This window comes from Paenibacillus sp. PvP094 (assembly GCF_040546835.1).
GTDB classification, from domain to species: domain Bacteria; phylum Bacillota; class Bacilli; order Paenibacillales; family Paenibacillaceae; genus Paenibacillus; species Paenibacillus illinoisensis.
The window spans coordinates 1,787,209-1,807,614 of the sequence record NZ_JBEPOM010000001.1 but is presented as its reverse complement, the minus strand read 5'-3'; the positions used below and the strand labels follow the sequence as shown (position 1 = coordinate 1,807,614).

The 20,406-nt window shown below is 48.2% G+C and carries 16 protein-coding genes; 7 read left to right on the top strand and 9 right to left on the bottom strand.

The genetic code is table 11. The annotated features are described in order from the left end of the window. Nucleotides 1–22: 22 nt before the first annotated feature. The 5 genes from nikB to ABIC22_RS08455 are packed head-to-tail and all read left to right on the top strand — an operon-like array spanning nucleotide 23 to nucleotide 5,020. A complete protein-coding gene (nikB, locus tag ABIC22_RS08475; protein ID WP_354480126.1) occupies nucleotides 23–961 on the top strand; it encodes a nickel ABC transporter permease in 939 nt (312 codons plus the stop codon). Between the two features lies 1 nt (nucleotide 962). Next, nucleotides 963–1,796, top strand: a complete 834-nt coding sequence (nikC, locus tag ABIC22_RS08470) for a nickel transporter permease (protein ID WP_354480123.1) — start codon at nucleotides 963–965, stop codon at nucleotides 1,794–1,796. A gap of 14 nt (nucleotides 1,797–1,810) precedes the next feature. Beyond that, nucleotides 1,811–3,403: an ABC transporter substrate-binding protein gene (locus tag ABIC22_RS08465; protein WP_354480120.1), complete on the top strand. Its 1,593-nt coding sequence runs from the start codon at nucleotides 1,811–1,813 to the stop codon at nucleotides 3,401–3,403. Then, nucleotides 3,403–4,200, top strand: a complete 798-nt coding sequence (locus ABIC22_RS08460; RefSeq protein ID WP_354480117.1) for an ABC transporter ATP-binding protein — start codon at nucleotides 3,403–3,405, stop codon at nucleotides 4,198–4,200. The genes ABIC22_RS08465 and ABIC22_RS08460 overlap by 1 nt, the downstream gene beginning before the upstream one ends. After that, nucleotides 4,190–5,020: an ABC transporter ATP-binding protein gene (locus ABIC22_RS08455; RefSeq protein ID WP_354480114.1), complete on the top strand. Its 831-nt coding sequence runs from the start codon at nucleotides 4,190–4,192 to the stop codon at nucleotides 5,018–5,020. The genes ABIC22_RS08460 and ABIC22_RS08455 overlap by 11 nt, the downstream gene beginning before the upstream one ends. A 238-nt stretch (nucleotides 5,021–5,258) precedes the next feature. Here ABIC22_RS08455 and ABIC22_RS08450 read toward each other — a convergent pair whose 3' ends face one another. From ABIC22_RS08450 to ABIC22_RS08420, 7 genes are all read right to left on the bottom strand, one after another. Continuing rightward, a complete protein-coding gene (locus ABIC22_RS08450) occupies nucleotides 5,259–8,117 on the bottom strand; it encodes a DUF5704 domain-containing protein (protein ID WP_354480111.1) in 2,859 nt (952 codons plus the stop codon). A 535-nt stretch (nucleotides 8,118–8,652) separates the two neighbouring features. Continuing rightward, complete coding sequence (locus tag ABIC22_RS08445) at nucleotides 8,653–9,924, bottom strand: S-layer homology domain-containing protein (RefSeq protein ID WP_354480108.1); 1,272 nt, start codon at nucleotides 9,922–9,924, stop codon at nucleotides 8,653–8,655. A gap of 453 nt (nucleotides 9,925–10,377) precedes the next feature. Further along, complete coding sequence (gene udk / locus ABIC22_RS08440) at nucleotides 10,378–11,010, bottom strand: uridine kinase (protein ID WP_095293127.1); 633 nt, start codon at nucleotides 11,008–11,010, stop codon at nucleotides 10,378–10,380. 192 nt (nucleotides 11,011–11,202) lie between these two features. Next, complete coding sequence (locus ABIC22_RS08435) at nucleotides 11,203–11,778, bottom strand: VanZ family protein (protein WP_354480105.1); 576 nt, start codon at nucleotides 11,776–11,778, stop codon at nucleotides 11,203–11,205. A 33-nt stretch (nucleotides 11,779–11,811) separates the two neighbouring features. Then, a complete protein-coding gene (locus tag ABIC22_RS08430; protein WP_354480102.1) occupies nucleotides 11,812–12,933 on the bottom strand; it encodes a DUF4179 domain-containing protein in 1,122 nt (373 codons plus the stop codon). Continuing rightward, complete coding sequence (locus tag ABIC22_RS08425; RefSeq protein WP_354480099.1) at nucleotides 12,917–13,075, bottom strand: RNA polymerase sigma factor; 159 nt, start codon at nucleotides 13,073–13,075, stop codon at nucleotides 12,917–12,919. The genes ABIC22_RS08430 and ABIC22_RS08425 overlap by 17 nt, the downstream gene beginning before the upstream one ends. A gap of 31 nt (nucleotides 13,076–13,106) precedes the next feature. After that, nucleotides 13,107–13,451: a sigma-70 family RNA polymerase sigma factor gene (locus tag ABIC22_RS08420; protein ID WP_354480096.1), complete on the bottom strand. Its 345-nt coding sequence runs from the start codon at nucleotides 13,449–13,451 to the stop codon at nucleotides 13,107–13,109. Nucleotides 13,452–13,804: 353 nt separating this feature from the next. Between ABIC22_RS08420 and ABIC22_RS08415 the strand changes: the two genes are divergently transcribed. Then, nucleotides 13,805–14,281 (top strand): hypothetical protein, encoded by a 477-nt coding sequence (locus ABIC22_RS08415; RefSeq protein ID WP_354480093.1) that lies wholly within the window; start codon nucleotides 13,805–13,807, stop codon nucleotides 14,279–14,281. A 138-nt stretch (nucleotides 14,282–14,419) separates the two neighbouring features. Here the strand turns inward: ABIC22_RS08415 and ABIC22_RS08410 are convergent, their stop codons facing one another. Next, nucleotides 14,420–17,446 carry a DEAD/DEAH box helicase gene (locus ABIC22_RS08410; RefSeq protein WP_483312533.1) on the bottom strand — a complete coding sequence of 1,009 codons (3,027 nt, stop codon included), beginning with the start codon at nucleotides 17,444–17,446 and terminating at the stop codon, nucleotides 14,420–14,422. Further along, nucleotides 17,443–19,206, bottom strand: coding sequence for an SWIM zinc finger family protein (locus ABIC22_RS08405; protein ID WP_354480090.1), 1,764 nt, complete (start codon nucleotides 19,204–19,206; stop codon nucleotides 17,443–17,445). Before ABIC22_RS08405 ends, ABIC22_RS08410 begins: the two co-directional genes overlap by 4 nt. A 278-nt stretch (nucleotides 19,207–19,484) precedes the next feature. Here ABIC22_RS08405 and ABIC22_RS08400 point away from each other — a divergent pair, with 278 nt between their 5' ends. Then, a complete protein-coding gene (locus tag ABIC22_RS08400; RefSeq protein ID WP_127540486.1) occupies nucleotides 19,485–20,303 on the top strand; it encodes an endonuclease/exonuclease/phosphatase family protein in 819 nt (272 codons plus the stop codon). The last annotated feature ends 103 nt before the right edge of the window (nucleotides 20,304–20,406 follow it).

Genomic DNA, 20,406 nt, shown 5'->3' with positions numbered 1-20,406 from the left:
TTGGGGAGAGGATGTCAGACATGTGAGTAGATATATTGTGAAAAGATTCATTCAGCTGGCAGCCGTGTTATTCGGCATTTCGTTTCTGACGTTTCTGCTGACCTATCTGTCTCCGGGGGACCCGGCAAGGCTTATGCTCATGTCTACAGGGGTCACACCGTCGGACGAATTGGTACAGCAGGTGCGTGTCCAGCTGGGACTGGATCAGCCATTTTGGATACGCTACGGAACCTGGCTGGGACAGGTGCTTACCGGAGATTTCGGAACGTCCTATAAATACGACAGGCCTGTGCTCGACATTCTGCTGTCCAGGCTTCCAGCCACGCTTCGGCTAACAGGAAGTGCCCTGCTGCTGGTCATTCTGATTGCGTTTCCACTGGGTATTTTGTCGGCCGTCTACAGAAACAACGTGCTGGATTACGTCATTCGCCTGTTTTCGTTTGCAGGGTTGTCCATGCCGAGCTTCTGGCTCGGGATGCTGCTCATGCTGGTGTTTGGCGTACAGCTCAAGCTGCTGCCCGTCATGGGGAGTTCGGGCTGGAACAGCCTGATATTGCCTGCATGCACACTGGCGTTACCTCTAATCGCCCAATATATCAGGCAGATCCGTACGGTAATTCTGGAAGAGATGTCCCAGAACTATGTCACGGGGGCCAGAGCCAGAGGCGTGAAGGAGAGAGTCATTATGCTGCAGCATATTTTACCCAATATATTATTGCCCATCGTTACGCTCATGGGCATGTCCACAGGCGCCCTGCTCGGCGGGGCAGCCATTGTGGAAAGTTTGTTCGTATGGCCGGGTGTAGGGCAGATGGCGGTGGATGCCATCTTTACAAGAGACTATCCCCTGATTCAGGGCTATGTCATCTGGATGGCAACCATCTATGTATTGCTGAATCTGATGGTTGATCTCTGGACACATCTGCATGACCCGCGGATTCGACTGGACGTGGATGTCTAAAATGAGAGAATTTAAGTTTATTCTGACACAGCATCGCTGGTTCACATTTCTATGTTCACTGACCCTCCTCTGGGTCATTCTCGCCATGATTGCGCCGCTGCTCGCACCGCATGATCCACTGGCAACGAATTTTGCCAAGGTACTGCAGCCAGCCAGTTCGGAATATCCGCTTGGAACCGATCAGCTTGGACGCTGCGTGTTATCCCGTATCCTTTACGGGGCAAGGACGTCGCTTCTGCTTACCTTTATGATGATCGGAATTGTGTTTGTGCTTGGCGTAACCATTGGTGTTATCGCAGGTTTTGCCCGTGGTCTGACGGATACAGTGCTGATGCGGTTATCCGATACGCTGATGGCCTTTCCAGGATTAATCTTCGCCATCGCAGTAGTGGGGATGCTGGGGCCAGGTCTATTTAATACGGTAATTGCCCTGGCTGTTGTCTGGTGGGCGAAGTATGCACGACTGGCAAGAAGTCTGGTGATCTCGCTTCAGCAAAGGGAGTATGTCGCTGCGGCAGCCTTCAGCGGCGCACGGAAGATTCAGATCATCACCAGAACCATCCTGCCCAACATGCTGTCTCCTCTCATCGTCATGGCGATGATGGATGTGGGCGGCATGATGTTATCCATCTCAGGCCTGTCCTTTTTGGGGCTGGGTGCTCAGCCTCCCGAACCGGAGTGGGGGGCAATGCTGAATGAAGGCAGACGATATTTGCAGACAGCTCCGTGGCTGTTGATTTATCCGGGACTTGCGATTTTTTGCACGGTGATCATTTTTAATTTGCTGGGCGACAGTCTGAGGGATGTGCTGGATCCCAAGAAAAAGGCAGCTTAACAGGAGGAACGGGAATGAATTCGAGATATGGAAAAACACTAACGCTTACCGTACTGTCATTATTGGTTTTATGTATTATCGCGGCATGTGGCCAAACCACAACAAGTACTTCCACCTCATCATCATCTGGCGAAAAGGTGGAGGCGGACAAAGGCAGTGCTGGTAAACCGACTCATCTGAATGTAGCGCTATTCTGGCTTGGAAGTAATCTGGATCCGGCAGAGGAGTGGAACGGCTGGACCCTTACACGGGCAGCAATAGGAGAGACCCTGATTCAGTTTGACGAAAATATGAAATTGGTACCGAAAATTGCGGATAGCTGGGATCGAATCGATGATACGACATGGCATTTTCATATCCGGGAAGGTGTAACGTTTCATAACGGCAATAAGGTCACGGCAGATGCGGTGAAGAAGTCCATTGAACGTTCCATCGAATTAAATGAGAGAGGACAGTCGACCTTGCCGGTAGCTTCCATGATTGCCGAAGGTCAGGATCTGACCTTTAAAACAACTGAGCCTTATGCATCCCTTCTTGGCAATATTGCTGAACCCCTGTTTGTAATAGTGGATACAAGCGCGGATACGTCCAAATTCAAGAGTGAGCCTATCGCTACAGGGCCGTTTATGGTAACAGGCTATACCCCGGATCAGGAGATTCAAGTGAAAAAGTATGACGGATACTGGGACGGGGCAACCGATGTGGATACCATTACATTCAAATATATCAAGGATGACAGCACGCGTGCCCTTGCACTGCAATCGGGTGAGATTGATGTAGCCAGCAACGTGGGACGAAGCAGCCTGGCATTATTCCAGGATCAGAGTCAATATACGATTGATGAAATCCCGAGCCTGCGTACGCAGTTTGTATGGTTTAATACGCAGAATCCGCTGCTGAGTGAGCCGGACGTACGGCGTGCAATCTCGTACGGCATAGACCGCGAGATGTATGCAAACACACTGGTGGGCGGTCAGGCGGCCAAAGGACCGTTTACCTCGGCTCTGCCTTTTGGCTATGATCAGGTCAAGGGGTATGACTATGAACCGGAGACAGCCAAGAAGCTGTTGGATAAGGCTGGCTACATGGATGCGGATGGGGACGGTATTCGGGAAAAAGACGGACAGAAGCTAACGCTTCAATTGATTCTCAATTCGGCTTATGAATCGGACTCCATTGTGGCTGCTGCAATGCAGTCCCAACTCAAGGAAATTGGAGTTAATCTGGAAATGACCTCTTACGAGGATCTGACTGATCACCAAAAAAGCGGGAACTACGATTTGGCGCTGACCAGCATTAATACAGGGATTACCGGAGATCCCCAGTATATTCTCGACTTTTATTTCAAAACGGGAGCGGAGTGGAACATCGGTGGATACAGCAATCCGAAGCTGGATGCGGTGATTCAGCAGCTGCATTCCGAATTCGATGTGGAGAAAAGATATGAACTGGCTGCAGAAGCCCAGCAGATGATTCTGGATGATGCGGCATACATGTTTATTACCTATACTCCAATTAACATTGTAAGCAAGAGCAACGTTCAGGGTGCGACGATGTATCCGATCGACTTTTATCTCCTGGATCGCAATATTCAGGTTGGGCAATAATGAGCGCTTTACTGAGTGTAGATCGGCTTTCTGTAGCATATAAGAGCGGTTCACCTGCACTGCAGAATGTATCGTTCGCAATGAATGCCGGGGAGATTATCGGAATAGTGGGCGAGAGCGGAAGTGGTAAATCGACGTTGCTTCGAGCTTTGCTCGGCATGCTTCCAGACGGTGGGCAGTATGCCGGGGGAGACATTTTTTTTCAGGGGAAATCGATATTTAGTCTTTCGCAGAAGGAATGGGGCAGCATACGCGGCAAGCGGATGGCTATGGTTTTTCAGGATAGCGGTTCTTATCTGAATCCCATCCGTACAGTAGGAAGTCAGTACATCGAGGCGATCCGTACACACGTTGAACTATCGAAGAAAGCTGCCTATGAGATGGCGGTGGACATGCTCTCACAGATGGGACTGGATGACCCCGAGCGGATGATGAGCATGTATCCCGGCCAGCTTAGCGGAGGCATGAAGCAGCGAACGGCAATTGCCATGGCGGTAACGATGGAGCCAGAACTGCTGCTTGCCGATGAACCGACCAGTGCGCTGGATGTAACCACTCAGGTTGAAGTGATCAAACGATTGACCAACCTTCGGGCAAGTCAGGGAACAGGGATGATCATTGTGACGCACAATATTGCTGTTGCAGCCCATATGGCAGACTACATCGGTGTGATGCAGAACGGGTCACTGGTTGAGTTTGGACAAACTTCAAGTATTATTACGAGTCCACGTCATGCTTATACACGCGAGTTGCTAGCTGCAGTACCTGAACTGGAGGAGAATACGGATGGTAGATGAGAGGATACCCGTTCTGGAAATGAGGAATTTAAGTAAAACCTACGAATCCATGGGCCAGGGAGCCCATTCAGCATTGCAATCGATCAACCTGAAGCTCTATCCGGGAGAATGTCTGGGAATTGTAGGTGAGAGCGGAAGTGGCAAGAGCACCTTGGCCAAATGCGTAACCCATCTGGAAAAGGCAACCTCCGGGCATATCATCTATCGTAAGCAGGATATTACTCTGATCAGTGGAGAGGCTTTGCGGCTGCAGCGCAAGCAGATTCAGATGGTTTTTCAGGAACCTTCGGCGATTTTCAATCCCCGCATGAGGGTGGGATCATTTATCCTTGAGCCTTTATTGAATTATAAACTGATCAAACGCAGGCAGGGCGAAAAGGAAATTCATCGTTTGCTGGAGCTGGTGGGATTGCCTGCTGCGATTGCTGACAAGTATCCACACGAAATCAGTGGTGGGGAGCAGCAGCGAGTGGTTATTGCCCGGGCGATCGGAGTGCAGCCGGATGTGATTATTTTTGATGAGGCTACCTCGGCTCTCGATGTTTCCATTCAGCAGCAAATGTTGAATCTGTTGGTCCGATTGCGTGAAGAGACAGGGATCTCATATATCTTCATATCGCATGATCTGGCCGTGGTGCAGCAGGTTAGCGATCGCACTGCGGTTATGTACAATGGTGAAGTCGTTGAGGTGTTAGAAAGTGCACAACTAACGCGTAAAGCCAGTCATCCTTATACACGAAACCTGATGACTTCGGTGTTGTCGGTGAGGGAGATCAAGGATAAGATGCGAGAGTATGCCCTGCAAGGCATCACCGGTTGAGTTGGTACGGTGTATTGTGGTTTTTTTATAATTAAGCGAAGAAAAAGGATTATTCCGGGTCATGGTGGTGACAGCCGGAGTAATCCTTTTACTGTATAAGCACTATATGAAATGATGAACTGCTGTTGAAAAGTACTACAATGTAAGTAAACCGATGTACGCAAACCGATCTATTAAAACCAATATACGTAAGCATGGGGGACTCAGCCGAGTATTAAGCATCGCCTGATATCTTTTTTTAATGTGGCACTTGGGATTGGAAGTCGCTTCGGCTCGACCGATTGGCATGGTAGAAGACAACATCCCCGTCTTGGATGGGCCAAGAATTGCCTTCAGTATCGACTGGATTGTTCTGAAAACCCTCCATCTGCCACTGATTCATCAGAGGTGCATAGATGTACTGGAGATGAGGCGCGTCAGTATCGCCATCTCGTAGACTTTCAATATTGAAGTTGACTACGATATACCCATTTCTCAGAAACACAGCGGACTTTTCATCCAACTGGTTTTGTCTCGCAAGTGGCTCCATATCCGTGCCTTTCGGCACGGCATATACATCGGCTGGCAGGCTGTATTCTCCGTACCAGTGCTGGATGGCTGCATTTGCCCGATCCAAGTTAACGCCTTGCGGGATGTCCGTTTTGGGTCCGATCAATGTGCGAATGGATGAGGGCAGGATCATCCAATCATAACGTCCCACCCACGTTTTCTGGTGCGAGATCTGATCGACGAAACGAACCATGTATTCTGCCAGTGTGCCTTGGCTCTGCTCCTCTTTGGTCAGTTCATAGGTGTATCGATAACGGGCAGCATCGCCCAGTTCCGTACCAGGAACATTTCGTAAACGGGCATTCAGAACCACAAAGCGTTTCTCCAAATCCTGTGCAGATCCGATACGGATAAATCTTTCCTGTCCTCTGTGGTAATACAGATCTACCTCCTGCCGGGAGGTACCATCCTCGTTCACAAAATGAAAAGTTGGCGTAATCCGTACCCCATCCTGCTGACCAAACATATTACCTTTCGTTTTGAGGTCAAACTTGATATGGTACCCGGTTTTTACAGCCACATTTTTGAATCCCTGTATTGGATGGCTGCCTGGACGAATGGGCAGTACGAAAGGTGCCAGATTGCCACGAGGGTCACCATCTATACGATTCAAGCCTGTCCAATAGCTGACTCCCGTTGGCTCCGGGCTGCCCGGCTGCTTGCGAAAAACATTTTCCCAGTTGTAGTCCGAAATGTCGGTGACATGAAAATCGTATAGCCTACCGATGACGTCGACAGGAACCGTATCGGCAGCTACGTGATGGGCCAGGTTGGTATTGGCATCCTGCTGTTCGGTGAAGTTGGAGGGGGCGTTCTCCGCAATGTTGCGGAATTCAATTTCATAGTTGCCCTCGTCTACCCATACCGGGAGGTAAAAGCTGGTGTCCAGCTGGTTTACCGGGATATCTACCCAGGTTTTAGCCGGGATAAATTGGCTTCTGTCCGCGTTGTAGACATCGAACGGGAATTTCACCTGTTTCATTCGAAAATATTTGGCATAGTCCCGATTGCCATAACCGGGGTAACTTGCTGCGTTTAAATGTTGACCTGTCGTTGGAATACGGACAATAAATGGACGTTCCAGAATCAGTGCTGACCGGGTTTGATCAGGAGTCGTCTTCTGATTATGAGCCTGATCATCCGATACCAGGGCGTAGTTTACGACAGGGGTGTGCACGGTAACGGTGTTAATGCTGTTAATCGGGAAATCCTTGTTGGCGCCGCCATTTACATTCCCGGGCAGCAGATCGTAATAAATGGTACCGGAACTTGGTGTGTTTTCTTTGTTGACCAGCGTGTTACTAATCATGTTATTTGGCTTATAGAGGACATCCTGGCCAATCGTTGTAGGGTTAGGAATATTCGATGGCGTAGGTCCATCCTTGGTCGCCTCCGTGTCGTCCATAATCTTGGTATTATTAAATATGACCGAGTCATTATTCACTTTTGCCTGAGGGGTGTTGGACTCAGCCATTCCCTTCAAACGCGATGTATCATCCGGCACATCGGGAGGTGCATTCAGCCCGCCTGTTAATTTGGGTGGGGTATACGAGATAGACGTTGTTTGGCCTGGTCTGACGTGGCTCTCCACGTTGTCATCATTTTTGGATACCAAAGTTGGCGGTGTATATCCGGATGGAGTCATGGTGACCAGTTCACCCGGCAGGGCATAATTCTGCATGGTCGCTTTTGCGATCTTGTACACTTCAAGATTGTTGATTTTCCAGTACGAGTAGTCCCGTGTAATCTGGAAATTGTATGGTTTGGTTACGGTGTCATTGGCTGGAACAGGTGGTCCATCCGTACAGCCATCCTCGGTACAGATATCAGGGCCCGGTACAGTCCATTCCCTGTCATAGGACAGCGTAACACTGCAATCATACGTAACTTTGCCCGACATTTTCGCCCAGGCCTGCTTGAAGAGATAGTTGTCAGCAAATGCATTGGTATACAGTGACTCAGAAGTAGGGATTCCTCTCAGTACATTGAATGTCTCATTACCTCTGTTATCTGAATTTATTACACCGTTAGCATTTGGATCAAGGTCACTCATGCTCATAATCGTCCCTGTAGATGGTGGCCCGATTGTCGGTGAACATCCAACACCACTTCCGCCCCCATTGCCTCCGCCATCCCCGTTTCCGGGATCCTCATCTACACCAATCGTTGTGGTTGTCGTTAATTGGAAGTCGTCTTTCTCCCACAGTACGGTGATGGTAGTAGTCCCCCTGCTTACGGCCTGAACTGATCCCGAATTACTAACGGTTGCAACACCAGGGTTGGAGGAAGTCCAGGTTGTTCGCCCATTACCGCTATTTACATTGGTTTCAGCACCAAAGCTTCCATCACCGGTTTTGGTCTTTACGGTTGCATTTAATTGCTTGGATTGGTTAATGGTGAGTTGGCCGCCATTGGTGAGATTGATTTCTTTGGTGATCTCGGCTTTACCGTACCAGTATAGATCGGTGAAAAATATGTAATCCGCAGAGTATTTAGGAGGGTTATATGGTCTGTAGGCTGAGGGCTCAATATTTCCTCCTATTTGCATCTTAAATTTTGTTCGTTTATCAGTAAAGGATTCTACGTCTAGTAAGATAGGTTGGCCAACTTGATACCAAGCTGTGTTGTCCATATATTTAGGGAAAAGTGTAGTTTCTGTGATCTCTGACATAGGGTGTGCATCACCAAGCTTATCTACAAATGATGTAGGCTTGTAACTTGGGTGTTCTAAAGATAAGTCAATACATACAATAGATGAATTTGGCTTATTGGTAGATGCGTTATTACTTAAAGTTTGCCCATTACATTCTCCATCTACTTGCCATCTCATATTATCTAGTTGATAAATATAAATACCAATATTGGTCTTTGTTGTGCCCTCGAGTGGAATTACTTTTTTCTGAGAACTAGCGGGAGTAGAGGGTTCCATACGAAAAGCTTCCAATATAGGTTTAGTTCCAGGGCCACCTCCTGCAAAAACCACAAGAGGTGGAGCTATGATCAAATATGCAGCGATAATTGAAATAAATGAAATTTTTAAAAATCTTAGACGATGCACAATATACCTCCTAGTGTATGTTTTTTCATTGAGGTATAATCTCAAAATGAGTTCCATCGCTTCTTTCTAAAAGGATTCTAGGATTTAGAGTTTTATCAAAATGCAAATATCCAAGACCCCAGTAAGTTGGTTTTTTAACATTGAAAACTCCTTTAGCACCTAGAAAACTATTAATGTGAGATACACCATAATCAATAACTGCTTTGCTAGAGGGCGAAATTGCAGGGTTTATTGCAGGAGAATTAATGAGGCTTCCTCCTTGTAACTGATTCATCGAGGTTTTAATACTAATCTCAAACTCTGGGAATGAATAGTAAGCACCTCGTAATAACGTAGATCCTTCGTCTACAAAGACTGGATAATAAATACTACGAGCATCTGACTTTACATAAGGGTTTACAATAATCCAGTTTTTCAATTTAATATCTGCATAATGAGTAACTGTATTTAACTCTTGATTGCGAATTTTTGCAAAATCCCCTGTAACCTTACTATAATCCTCTGATTCAGGATATCTACTCTCTGGTAATACTTTATATTTAGGCGCAATAATGCTCAAATTCGTCCCCGTTAAACCAACTGCACGCAACTCATTCAAACCCTGAAAATCAGCAGGCTTCGTTTTCGCCACACTTGTATAACGAGCAATCAGTACAGCAACTTCGGCCCTTGTCGTGGTGCGATCTGTTCCAAAATTTTTATCGTTAGCAACACTCATCAACCCTGTACCCAGAGCAACAGCGACAGCATTTTTTTGGTTGCTTGCCAGTTTGCCCGTGAAGTACTCCTTCGCAGGTATCACGGTATTGCTTACATCAGACAGAGCTTGTTTGTAATCCGAATCAACCACGGTCAGCCCCTGTGCCAGCCAGGTCGCCATTTCACCCCGTGTTAGAGAAGCTTTGGCATCGAGTTTTCCATTGTAGTTGGCAGGGCTGATGAATCCTTTGACAATCGCAGCGGATACGCCACTTTTTGCCCATTCAGGCACGTCTGTAAAGTTATTGGTTTCTTGTATGGCTGCATTAGGCTGATCGGTTAATCGTCCGAGAATACTAGCCATTTCGGCCTTGGTCACAGGTGAGCCTGGTTTGAATGTTCCATCGGCATACCCTTGGAAAAATCCCTGTTCAACTGCGGAGTTGATCGCTGCAGCCGCCCAGTGTGTCGAAGGGACATCTTTGAATTTTAGCGTAGCTTGAGCGGCTTCTACTGAACTCCCGATACTTCCTGAACCTATTACGCCTCCTGTAAGCAAAGCCAAGGCCGTAACCCCGGATAGAATCATTTTCTTCATGAATACTGCTCCTTTCTAATTTCAATTCCTGGTTGTGGTTATGTACTGGATACTGCTAGATACTAAATTTGTAATAATCATCAATATTCTACCATGTCTAACTGGGTATTTGGTATTATTTCTCAATATTGGTCTTACGAATTATGGTTTAAAACCCCTCCTCTAGACCCATCCAACCTCCCAAAACACAAAAAAAGGCCACGAATCCGTAGATTCATAGCCTTATGCTTTAAGGTAGAAGATCTAAATATGTAGTTGCCAAGCTCATATATTTCAAGGATAACCCATTTTCACCCATTTGAAAAGAGAGAAACAGAATAATACCAAAAATCCAGACTGCATCAACGCAGCCTGGATTTCAGTTTAATTTACATTGAATGTAGTAGCCGATCCGTGCCTACTTCTCTCAAACCAGAAGAGGCAGACGGCTAACAATTCTACATTAGATATCTTCTACGCGCCGTTCCACTTCTCTCCGGTCAGGTACTTCTCGGTCAAAATCGACAACATCTGAATGCCGACTTCGTTATGTCCACCTTCGGGGATAATAATGTCCGCGTACTTTTTGGAAGGCTCGATAAAGGCATCGTGCATTGGTTTGACGGTTTCGAGATATTGTTTGTAAACGGATTGAATCGTACGTCCACGTTCCTCCATATCCCGCAACACTCTCCGCAAAATACGAACGTCGGAATCGGTATCGACGAATACCTTGATGTCCAGCAGGGCACGTAGATGTTCGTCGATGAGCACATGAAGGCCTTCTACAATAACGATATGGTTCGGTGCGAGTTCAACCGTCTCATTGGCAGCACGGTTATCTATGGTGAAGTCATATACGGGAGCATATGCCGTTTGTCCTTGCTTCAGCAGGGTAAGATGCTCAATCAACAGATCATTGTCGAATGCAAACGGATGATCGTAATTGGTGAGTCGACGCTGCTCTGGAGTGAGCTGTGATTGATCTTTGTAATAATTGTCCTGGGATATAAACGTCACTTTGCCTGATCCAAGACGGTCGATGACGGAGCGAGCTACCGTCGTTTTACCGGAGCCGGTCCCTCCGGCGATACCAATAATGAGCATGGTTGTTCCATAAACCTCCCTAGATTGGCAGCATGATCAGTAGATGTAGAGCCCCAAAAATGAGCTCTATCTGCATGTCTGTCTGCGAATACACAATTCCTTCATTGTATCACAGCTTGCTGACTTTTTCATCTTAAGGAACAGACCATGTTTTGCCTTTCGGGAGGCATACTCATTTTCAGATTTACGATTCTAACGCATAGTAGAGCGCTTGTGCCCTCGCATGGTCCAGGGAAGAATCAGGTTCTGGCCAATCAGGCGAATGAGCAGACCAAGAATAACAAAACCAAGCACACTTCCTGCCGTATTTGCAATCAGATCATTGATATCGGTCGAGCGGCCATTCCCCAGAGTAATCCTAATTACAAGCTGCAATATTTCAATAGTGAAACTTAACATTAGGCCCGCCGATGCCGCTTTGCGAATCGAGTTAACTGAAGGTTTCAAAAGAGGAAGCAGGAACCCCAGCGGCATAAACAGCACAATGTTCAGAAGGAAACTTGGCGCATCCACAGTCAGCAGCGGAACCCATTGAAGGTTCTTGTACCAGGGTGTTTGGTTGGCATAGATTCCGATATTCACATCAATTGGGAAAAATACAAAATGCAGCACGCCCAGCATGTATATAGCGAATGTCAGCATCAGCATATACTGTTTGCTTGTATATCTAACTTTGCTCACCCTGGCGTGGATCACCAGAGCGAGCAGAATCAGAATAAATAGTGGACCAAGGACACTTATAGATGAAATGGTAAATTGAATGGACATGCGATGACCCCTTTGCAAGGAAATGAGTTCGAGCTATTGGAGCTGAATTTTCATTTCCATTCGCTGAATAAATTGATTGTCTTTGACCTCTTCGGTAAAGTCATCTTTCACCTCAAAAGGTTTCACTACCAGGTATTTTACATCCTTCGCTGTTGTTGCATATATGCTTTCCCATTTCAACTGGTTATCTTCATATATACCCTCGCCGCTGAGTGCAGTGAGTTGTCTACCTTGATCATCATAGATGGCAAACCTGATGTCCTGCAGCTGTTCTTTTTCTTTGGCAGTCAACGTTTCTTTCCCATTCAAACCGATGGCGGCAGTTAAGCGTGTTGTGATAGGGGTAACCTCGGCTTTCGTAACAGTGGCGGTAAACAAGTCATTCTCCATGATGGTATCAGGCTGAACCTTGTAGGTGTCCGTTGTTGATTTGGTAAATGGAACGGTTAACTCAAACTCATGATCCAGCCCTTGTAGTGTCAACTTAACCTTGGCATCGAACTGATCCGGGAATTCACCTTTATGATCCGTAGGAATGACCTGTTCAAAAAGCAGGGTATCAGGCTCGTTCGCCCCGGCTGAACTATAGAACAGACCGCCATCTGGGCTAAACCCATTGACATCGAGGGAAACGTTGTCGACTCCGCTGCTCAGCTTCACAATGTCCTTGCCGTTATCATACATGCCCTGATTCAGGTTGGGAGCCGTGACATGAACCAGAAATGCTGCGCGTGTGCCATCGTATACTGTTTCCAACACCTTGAATTTTACATCCTGATAAGCAAAAGAACTGTTTACTGGGTTAGTCAAACCTTCGTTACCCGCCGTTCTCAGACCCATATCCGCTTCAATTGAGCTGAAGAGACTGCCTACGAGCGGAATGCTGCGCAAAGAATCAGCCATGGCTGGAGACACAAATCCGGATGCAAATACGGTAACACCTAATACACCTGCGGCAACGGCAGCCGCTGCGGTACGTCGCATTCCTTTGTTAACCCGGCGCGGACGCTGAGCCTGTTCACTATTCAGCTGGTTGGGTGATTCGGGAAGAGACTCCAGTGTGGCATCAATTCGAGTGCGTACAAGATTAGACATGACAGGGCGCTCCTTTGCTTGTTTTTTTAACTCCTGATCGATATTAAATGGGTTCGACATGCAATTTTACCTCCCGAAAGTTTTTGAATTTTTGGTATAGCTCCTGCCGTGCCCGGCTAAGTCTCATTTTTACCGCGCTCTCGGATATATTCAGCGTATCCGCTACCTGACGCAGGGTTAGATCCTCAAAATAATGCAGCACAATGACAATTCGTTTCGATTCTTCCAGTCGATCAACTGCTTTCTCTCATATCCACCTCGTCGTAGGGACTGGATACTTCCTGCTTGGCAGGCACCTCTGCATATGATGTGGAGAGGGAGCGACGGGAGAGCATGGTATTACATTCGTTAATGAGGATGCGGAACATCCAGGTCTTGAAATACTGGGGTTCACGAAGCGTATGCATGGATTTATAAGCTTTCAGGATCGTCTCCTGAATGGCATCAGCTACGTCCTCCTCTTTTCGCAGCATGGATTTTGCTGTATTGTATAGGGAATTTTCAATTTCTCGGATGAGCCTGATAAAGGCGTCACGATCTCCCTGAATGGCTTGGTTGACGAGATCGGTCGGGTCCATGGATAACAGCTCCTTTCTTGGGATACGGGATAACAGCTCCCCGCTTGGTTTTTACATGAATTAGACTTTCGGTGGGCTGATATGGTCACAATTTTTTTTAAAAAGGAAAAATGCTTGCTTAATATGGACGCTTGGGAACGCGCTATACCCTTCAGATGGGTTGGGGATAGTCAGTAGACGGGGGAGAGGAGGCCTTTCGTACGAAGTTCGTATGAATACTCAGCTGATGTATCAATTTTGTCTCAATATTTCTGGTTTGGGTTGAAGGAGCTAGGTCCTTTGATATAATGATGTCGAATAATGTCCGTTATGTAACTGTAACGGGATTATTACAATCCAAGGAGGTGATACTTTTGAAAAGAAAAGGTAGATTTATTTCTTCTGTTGTTATGGCAACCATTACAGCAGTATCGGTTGGTTCTTTTGCTTTTACAGAAAGTACATATGCGTCTTCAATAACCCCGTCACCATCAGGCATTTCATCTATTAATCTGCAGGGAATGGACCTGGAATCCGCACTTATGGCTGTTCAGCAGCAGCGTTCCGCGCTAATTGAGTCACAGCTGCAAGCCCAGTTGGAAGCAGTACAGAGTCGTAATGCAGCGATTGCGGAACTGAATGGGAAGCTTGCTCAAGCCATCGAAAGTGGGGATTTTGAGCTGGCGCAGTCTCTCAAAACCCAAATTGACGCTCTCTCCAGCTCCCAACAGATGGACATGCTGCGTCTGCAATCCTTGTCCAACAAGCGTAATGAGGCGTTTGACGTGATGACGAACTTTATCAAAAAAATGCAGGATTCCAGATCATCCATCATCGGCAACATGCGTTAATCTACAACTTTTATCTGATCCGTTGTGGTCAATGGAAGGTCATGAGGTATAACAAAAAAGCGAAGTTCTCGACGCAGCGTCGGTAACTTCGCTTTTTCTGCTTTCTTATCCATTAGCCTATATAGCAACTTCCGGCCCTTAACCAGACCAGTCGCGGCGGCGAGTAAAGAGATCCTTCAGCTCGTCCGTTGACAATTCGGTAATCCAGTTCTCGGAGCTGGTGATAATATTGTCGCTAAGCTGCTGCTTGCTCTCCAACATCTCGTCTATACGCTCTTCCAGCGTGCCGAGGGAAATAAACTTGTGCACCTGAACATCCTTTGTCTGTCCCATGCGGTATGCCCGGTCGGTGGCCTGGTTTTCCACGGCGGGGTTCCACCAACGGTCAAAGTGAAATACATGATTCGCAGCGGTCAGATTCAGACCCACGCCGCCTGCCTTGATGGAAAGGATGAAGACGGATGGCTGTTCATGCGCAGGCAGTGTACGGGACTGGAACTGGTCGATCATGCGGTCCCGTGCCGTCTTGGATGTGCCACCATGCAGATATAATACAGGCTCCTGCAGTTCCTGCTGGAGAACCTGCTGCAGCATCTGACCCATACCGATGTACTGGGTGAAAATAAGGCATCGCTCGCCCTCTTCACGCAGCTCACGGACAAGCTCCATCAGCCGTTCCAGCTTCGCGGAGCGGCTGATCAGCATCGCCATGTCCTGTGGACTATACAGGTCATACTCCGTATTGGAGCCGTCCGAAGACAACGTCTCCGGCAGAGCTTCCTTCGTCAGGAGCAGCGGATGATCACACAGCTGCTTGAGCTGGGTTAACGCGGATAGAATCGCACCTTTGCGCTTAATGCCTTCCAGCTCTTTCATTTTATCCATTAGTGCCTGCACGGATTGATCGTATAGGGCACTCTGCTCGCCGGTAAGATGAATGTAGGTTTTCATCTCGTTTTTGTCCGGCAGGTCGAGCTGGATATTCGGATCCTTTTTCTTGCGGCGAAGCATAAATGGTTTGACCAGCTGCTGCAGATCCAGCATGCGCTGCTCATCCTTGTCTTTCTCAATCGCGGTGATAAACCGGGTTTGGAAAGCGCGTGCGCTGCCAAGGTATCCCGGATTAATGAAGTCGTAGATGGACCATAGCTCGGCCAGCCGGTTTTCAATTGGTGTACCTGTCAATGCGATACGGTGTTTAGCGGGGAAACTGCGTACCGCCAAGGACTGCTTGGTTTGCGCATTTTTAATGTTCTGTGCCTCGTCCAGACAGATGGAAGCCCAGGTGTATGACTGTAACATCTCTTGGTCCAGGGTAGCGGTAGCATACGACGTAATGATGATATCCACTTGCTCGGTCTGTTCCCTGAAGGCTTCTCCGCTAAGCCTGCGTGCACCGTAGTGCAGACTGACGTTAATCGAAGGTGCAAAACGGCTGATTTCCTTCTGCCAGTTGCCCAGTACCGAAGTGGGGCAGACGAGAAGGGCGGGAGCATCCCCGGGTAACCGCTGCTGATTCTCTTTGAGATGCAGCAAATACGTAATAAACTGAATGGTCTTACCAAGCCCCATATCGTCCGCAAGGCATGCTCCAAGGCCGAATTTGCGCAAGAATCCAAGCCATGCAAATCCTTCTTTTTGATAGGAGCGAAGTTCTGCATGCAGTCCAGTCGGAACGGGAAGGGAGGGAGCCCCGCCTTGTCCGCCGCCAAGCTGTGCAATGATCCGGTTCAGGTGTTCATTCAGCTCGACCTCCAGACGAATGTTCTCATTAGCCTGAGGCTGCTGCTCCTCCTCGGTTTGCTGTCCTTCCTTCCATTTCTGATGACGATATTCACGCTGCTCATTTTGCAGCAGATGCAGGTGCAGAATGTCTTGAAACGACAGCCCCTGTTCCCGATCGACACCGCCCATGGCACGGCGAATCTGCTCCAGTAGGGCAGGGTCGAGTGGTACCCACTCTCCGCGGAATCGTACCAGCCGCTCGTTGCGGGCAACGAGGTCGGCGAATTCCTCTTCACTGAGATCGGTATCTCCAATCGCAATGCGCCAGTCAAAATGAATGATGGAGTCCAGTCCGAAGAAGGACTGTCCGCGTTCACTGCCTTCCTCTGGCTTCACCTTGGCACGAAGTTTGGGTTTCTTCTTGCGGGCTGCTTCCCACCATCCCGGAAGCAGTACCTGCCAGCCTGATTCCAGCAGTCTGCCGCTGTCTATGGTAAGGAACTGCCATGCTTCCTGATCACTGAGCGGATCGCTGAGCACATCACGGCTCCCACTGATGGAACGGCTGATTCGTGGCAAATGTGCACGCAGCTGCTCCAGCCACCCGGCAGAACGGTCAAGGATAAATGCTGTCCACACCTCCGGCCATTCACCTTCAAGTCTTCCGCGGGAATCAAGCCGAACGGGAACTAATGAAGCAGCATCCAGCTTATCCTGCAAAACTACACGCAGCCGCCATGCGGGTTCATCGTCATCCGGCCCCAGCAATTGCAGAAGCGGGCGGAACGGGGCAGCGTCTGCTTTCCATCCAATGGAGACAAGCCAGGCCTGGGCATCCATTCCTGCTGTCCTTGGTGGTGTTCCCCCTTGAGGGAATAGCTGAGGGAACTCGCGCCGAAGATCAGTTGCAGCTTCCTCGGTGTTATACCACCGCTGGAATACAGTAGCTGAATAGGCCGCGTTAAGTCCTTCGGCGTAGCTCTCGTCTGTCTCGTCAAGTGCTTTGCTCAGCGCAGATCGATCCTGTGGCTTCATGCTATCCGGATCCCAGCTCCATTGCAGCTGACCTGTACGATAAGCAGCGAAGCTTGGGACATATTTTCGATTTTCAATGGTTGCAGCAAGTGTAGGAGCAAGCCTGATCAGATGAGCAGCCTGCTCGTCCCATTTCCATTCAATGTGCAGCAGCGTGTGCATCTCTGCGAAGAACGGGATGACCTCTTCCGCAGGCAGTACCACCAGATCGATATCTTCAATCTGTCTCGTCTCCAGCTCGGTTCCGTAGAAGGAAGGAGCATGCCAGGCAAATAGTCGCTGCTTAAGCGATTGCCCCGATACAAAATGATGAGTATTAAGGGCTCCATAAAATAAGGCATCACCGTATCCGGTTAACGCGACGTGGACTTCAATCGTTTCGGTATAGGGATGTATAAGGCTCATGAGATCAACTTACCTTTCCGAAGTTCTTCCTGCAGCGCACGCAGTCTGCTATTCCGCACAGCCAGTGCGGTGATGAAATCTTCCCAGCGTTCCTCTTGCTTCAGTTTTTTGTAGATTTTGGACAGCCGCTTCAACAGCTTGACTGCTGCCTTGTAACCGTCTCTGTTCTTGTGACCGATGTAACGTTCCACGGCCTGATGATAGAACGGGAGCAGGAGTTCCGGTGCATCTTTTTCAATCGGCTGCAGTACCGCCACGCGAAATTCAAGCGGTTCTGTCTCCGTACTCAACTGAAAATCAATCCAGCGCCGCCACTGTCCGCGGCTATGCATGGCTTCTTCGTAAGCCGGACGGGAGTGAGGGAGCATGCTGACCAGGGTATCCCACATGTGATTTTCCATCTCGGGAAGATGTTTGATCGTCATGTCCCACAGCTGCATATAATCCTGCAGAGGTTCGTTCCGGCGATTGGCCAGCAGTGGTCCAAGCTGTGCAAGCCATGCACCGAGCCGTTTCCAATCTGATTCATCCGCGAGCACATGCAGGAAATGCAGCAGATGTTCTGCCGGGATGCCGTACGCCGTACTCCCGCTCGTCAACCGTTGCCAGGCTTGCTCGTTCTGATGCAAGTGGAAGTATATCCAGCTTTGCGCGAGTACAAGTGGCAAAGGCGCCGATTTTCCAGGCTTACCGGACTGGCTGCTGCCTGTCAGATTGGCTACACCTAGCACACGACCTCCGCTATTGCTTGGTGTGTTCACGGCAGCTTCTTTCAACTGATCTTCGATTTCCTGTAAAATGTTCAGCTCCGATACGAGCAAATGATCATTTTGTAAGTGAGGAACGATCCAATTTAGCCAAACCTGCCGATAGATCGGCGTGAACAGCATCAGTGTGGACGTCTCGGACATCATTTGTGTGCGGAGGTACGATATGGTTTCTTCAAGCCGCTTCCACAGCTGCTTAAGCTTATTATCCGGAAGCTCGGCGAATTGAAGGGGGCGGCTTAGTACTTGATCCATGCCTTTCTGTAGTGCATCTACAGCAAGTTGTGCTGGGTAACTTAGATAGACAGGTGTATGGCTGCTAGGATGGCGAGAAGGGATGCAGTATCGCATCAGGTACAGATGTACATGGAATTCAAATAGCTGATCCATCCCGGCGGATAATTTGGGCTTAATCGCATACAGTTCATCGGCAGCTTCTTGCACATATGCTGTACTTGGCGTGCCTGTACCTAATCGGGCCAAGCATTGTTCGAACAGTTCATGCCACGCCGTGATTTCCAGGCCTGCAAGCTCTAGTGCCCGTTCCCTGATCTGACTGTACTGTTGATGAGGGATATCTGTATCCTGCTCGGATACTGCATCGGAGCGAAATGCAGACTTGGAAGCTGCGGGCTTTGGTGCCTGTTTCAAAGCCGTGCTGGAATGAGCATTAACGATGGCATGCACGGGCCTTTCCAGCAGCTCGGCATAACTCATCATAACGGCAATGATATGTTTACAGCGCGAACTCACCGGGCAGGTACAGTAGCTGGTGGGCAGAGACTGGACGCTTAAGGTGACATTATACTCTTCAGAGCCCTGCACGTCGGCTGTGATTCCGTGATGTTCCGTAAAGGTTAATGATCCAACGCGTTTCTGTTTATAATATTGGAATCCGCGCATAATCGTCAGATTATTAAAGTGCTCGGCAACCTCTCGAATCAATTGCTGCCACTGTGCATCATCCAGATTCATGTCAATCGGTATGTTCATCATTCCATCTCCTGGGCAATCATAGGTTTAACGATCCATACGCCTTGACGTATGGTGTGGATTTTCTGTATCCATCATATCAGTTATGGGTGTCCACGTGCATGGATTGAGAGAACTTGTAGTAGACTTTTTGATCATTATAAATGGAAACAGCAGGGGTGGATTTACACATCTGCATGCGTTGTTGCTCCATATTGTGTATGCTTAGCGTATGTATTCCTTTCAGGAACGATACAGGCCTTGAAGTGGTCAATTTTAATCAACAGGAGAGAGCATATATGAAAATACTTACGTTAAATACACACGCCTGGGCGGAAGAAGACCAGTTGAACAAGATCAGCCAGCTGGCTGACTTTATTAATACACATCAGTTTGATGTAATCTCCATGCAGGAGGTCAATCAATCCATAGAAGAGTCGGCATTGTCTGCAGAACACTTGCAGCATTTTATCTCAACCGATCCGGATGCCGTGATCAAAAAAGACAATTACGCTCATGTCCTGCTGACGCAGCTGACCGATACCTATTACTGGACATGGGTTCCCACGCATATCGGATTCAGCAAATACGATGAGGGTCTGGCGATCCTGAGCCGTACGCCGATTACAGCTTCTTTTGAAGAATATGTATCTCACATGCGCGATTATAGCAACTACCGGACACGCAAAATTGTGGGTATACAGACAGCCGTTGAAGGTGAGACCACGTGGTTTGTGAACGGACACTATAACTGGTGGGATGATGAACAGGAACCATTCAAGGGACAGTGGGAATTAACGGAGAGCAAACTTGCTCCATATCTGAATCATCCGCTGTTTATTATGGGAGATTTCAATAATGTTGCGGAAGTGCGCGGGGAAGGCTACGATCATATCATCAGCCAAGGCTGGAATGACCTTTACACCACTGCCGAACAAAAAGATGATGGAGCAACGGTAGTCAAAGCCATTGCCGGATGGGCTGACAACAAACGCGATCTTCGGATTGATTACATCTTCTCCAAACATCCGGTGCAGGCGAAGTCATCTACTGTCGTGCTTAATGGCAAGAACGGCCCGGTTGTGTCTGACCACTACGGGGTGGCTGTGGAAATTTAGCGAATGATTCTGGTTATCCTGTAGCAAAAATGAAAAGCCTCCGCTGGATTCCTGCACAAGGAAATCAGCCGGGGGCTTCTTTTATTGAATGCATATGTACATA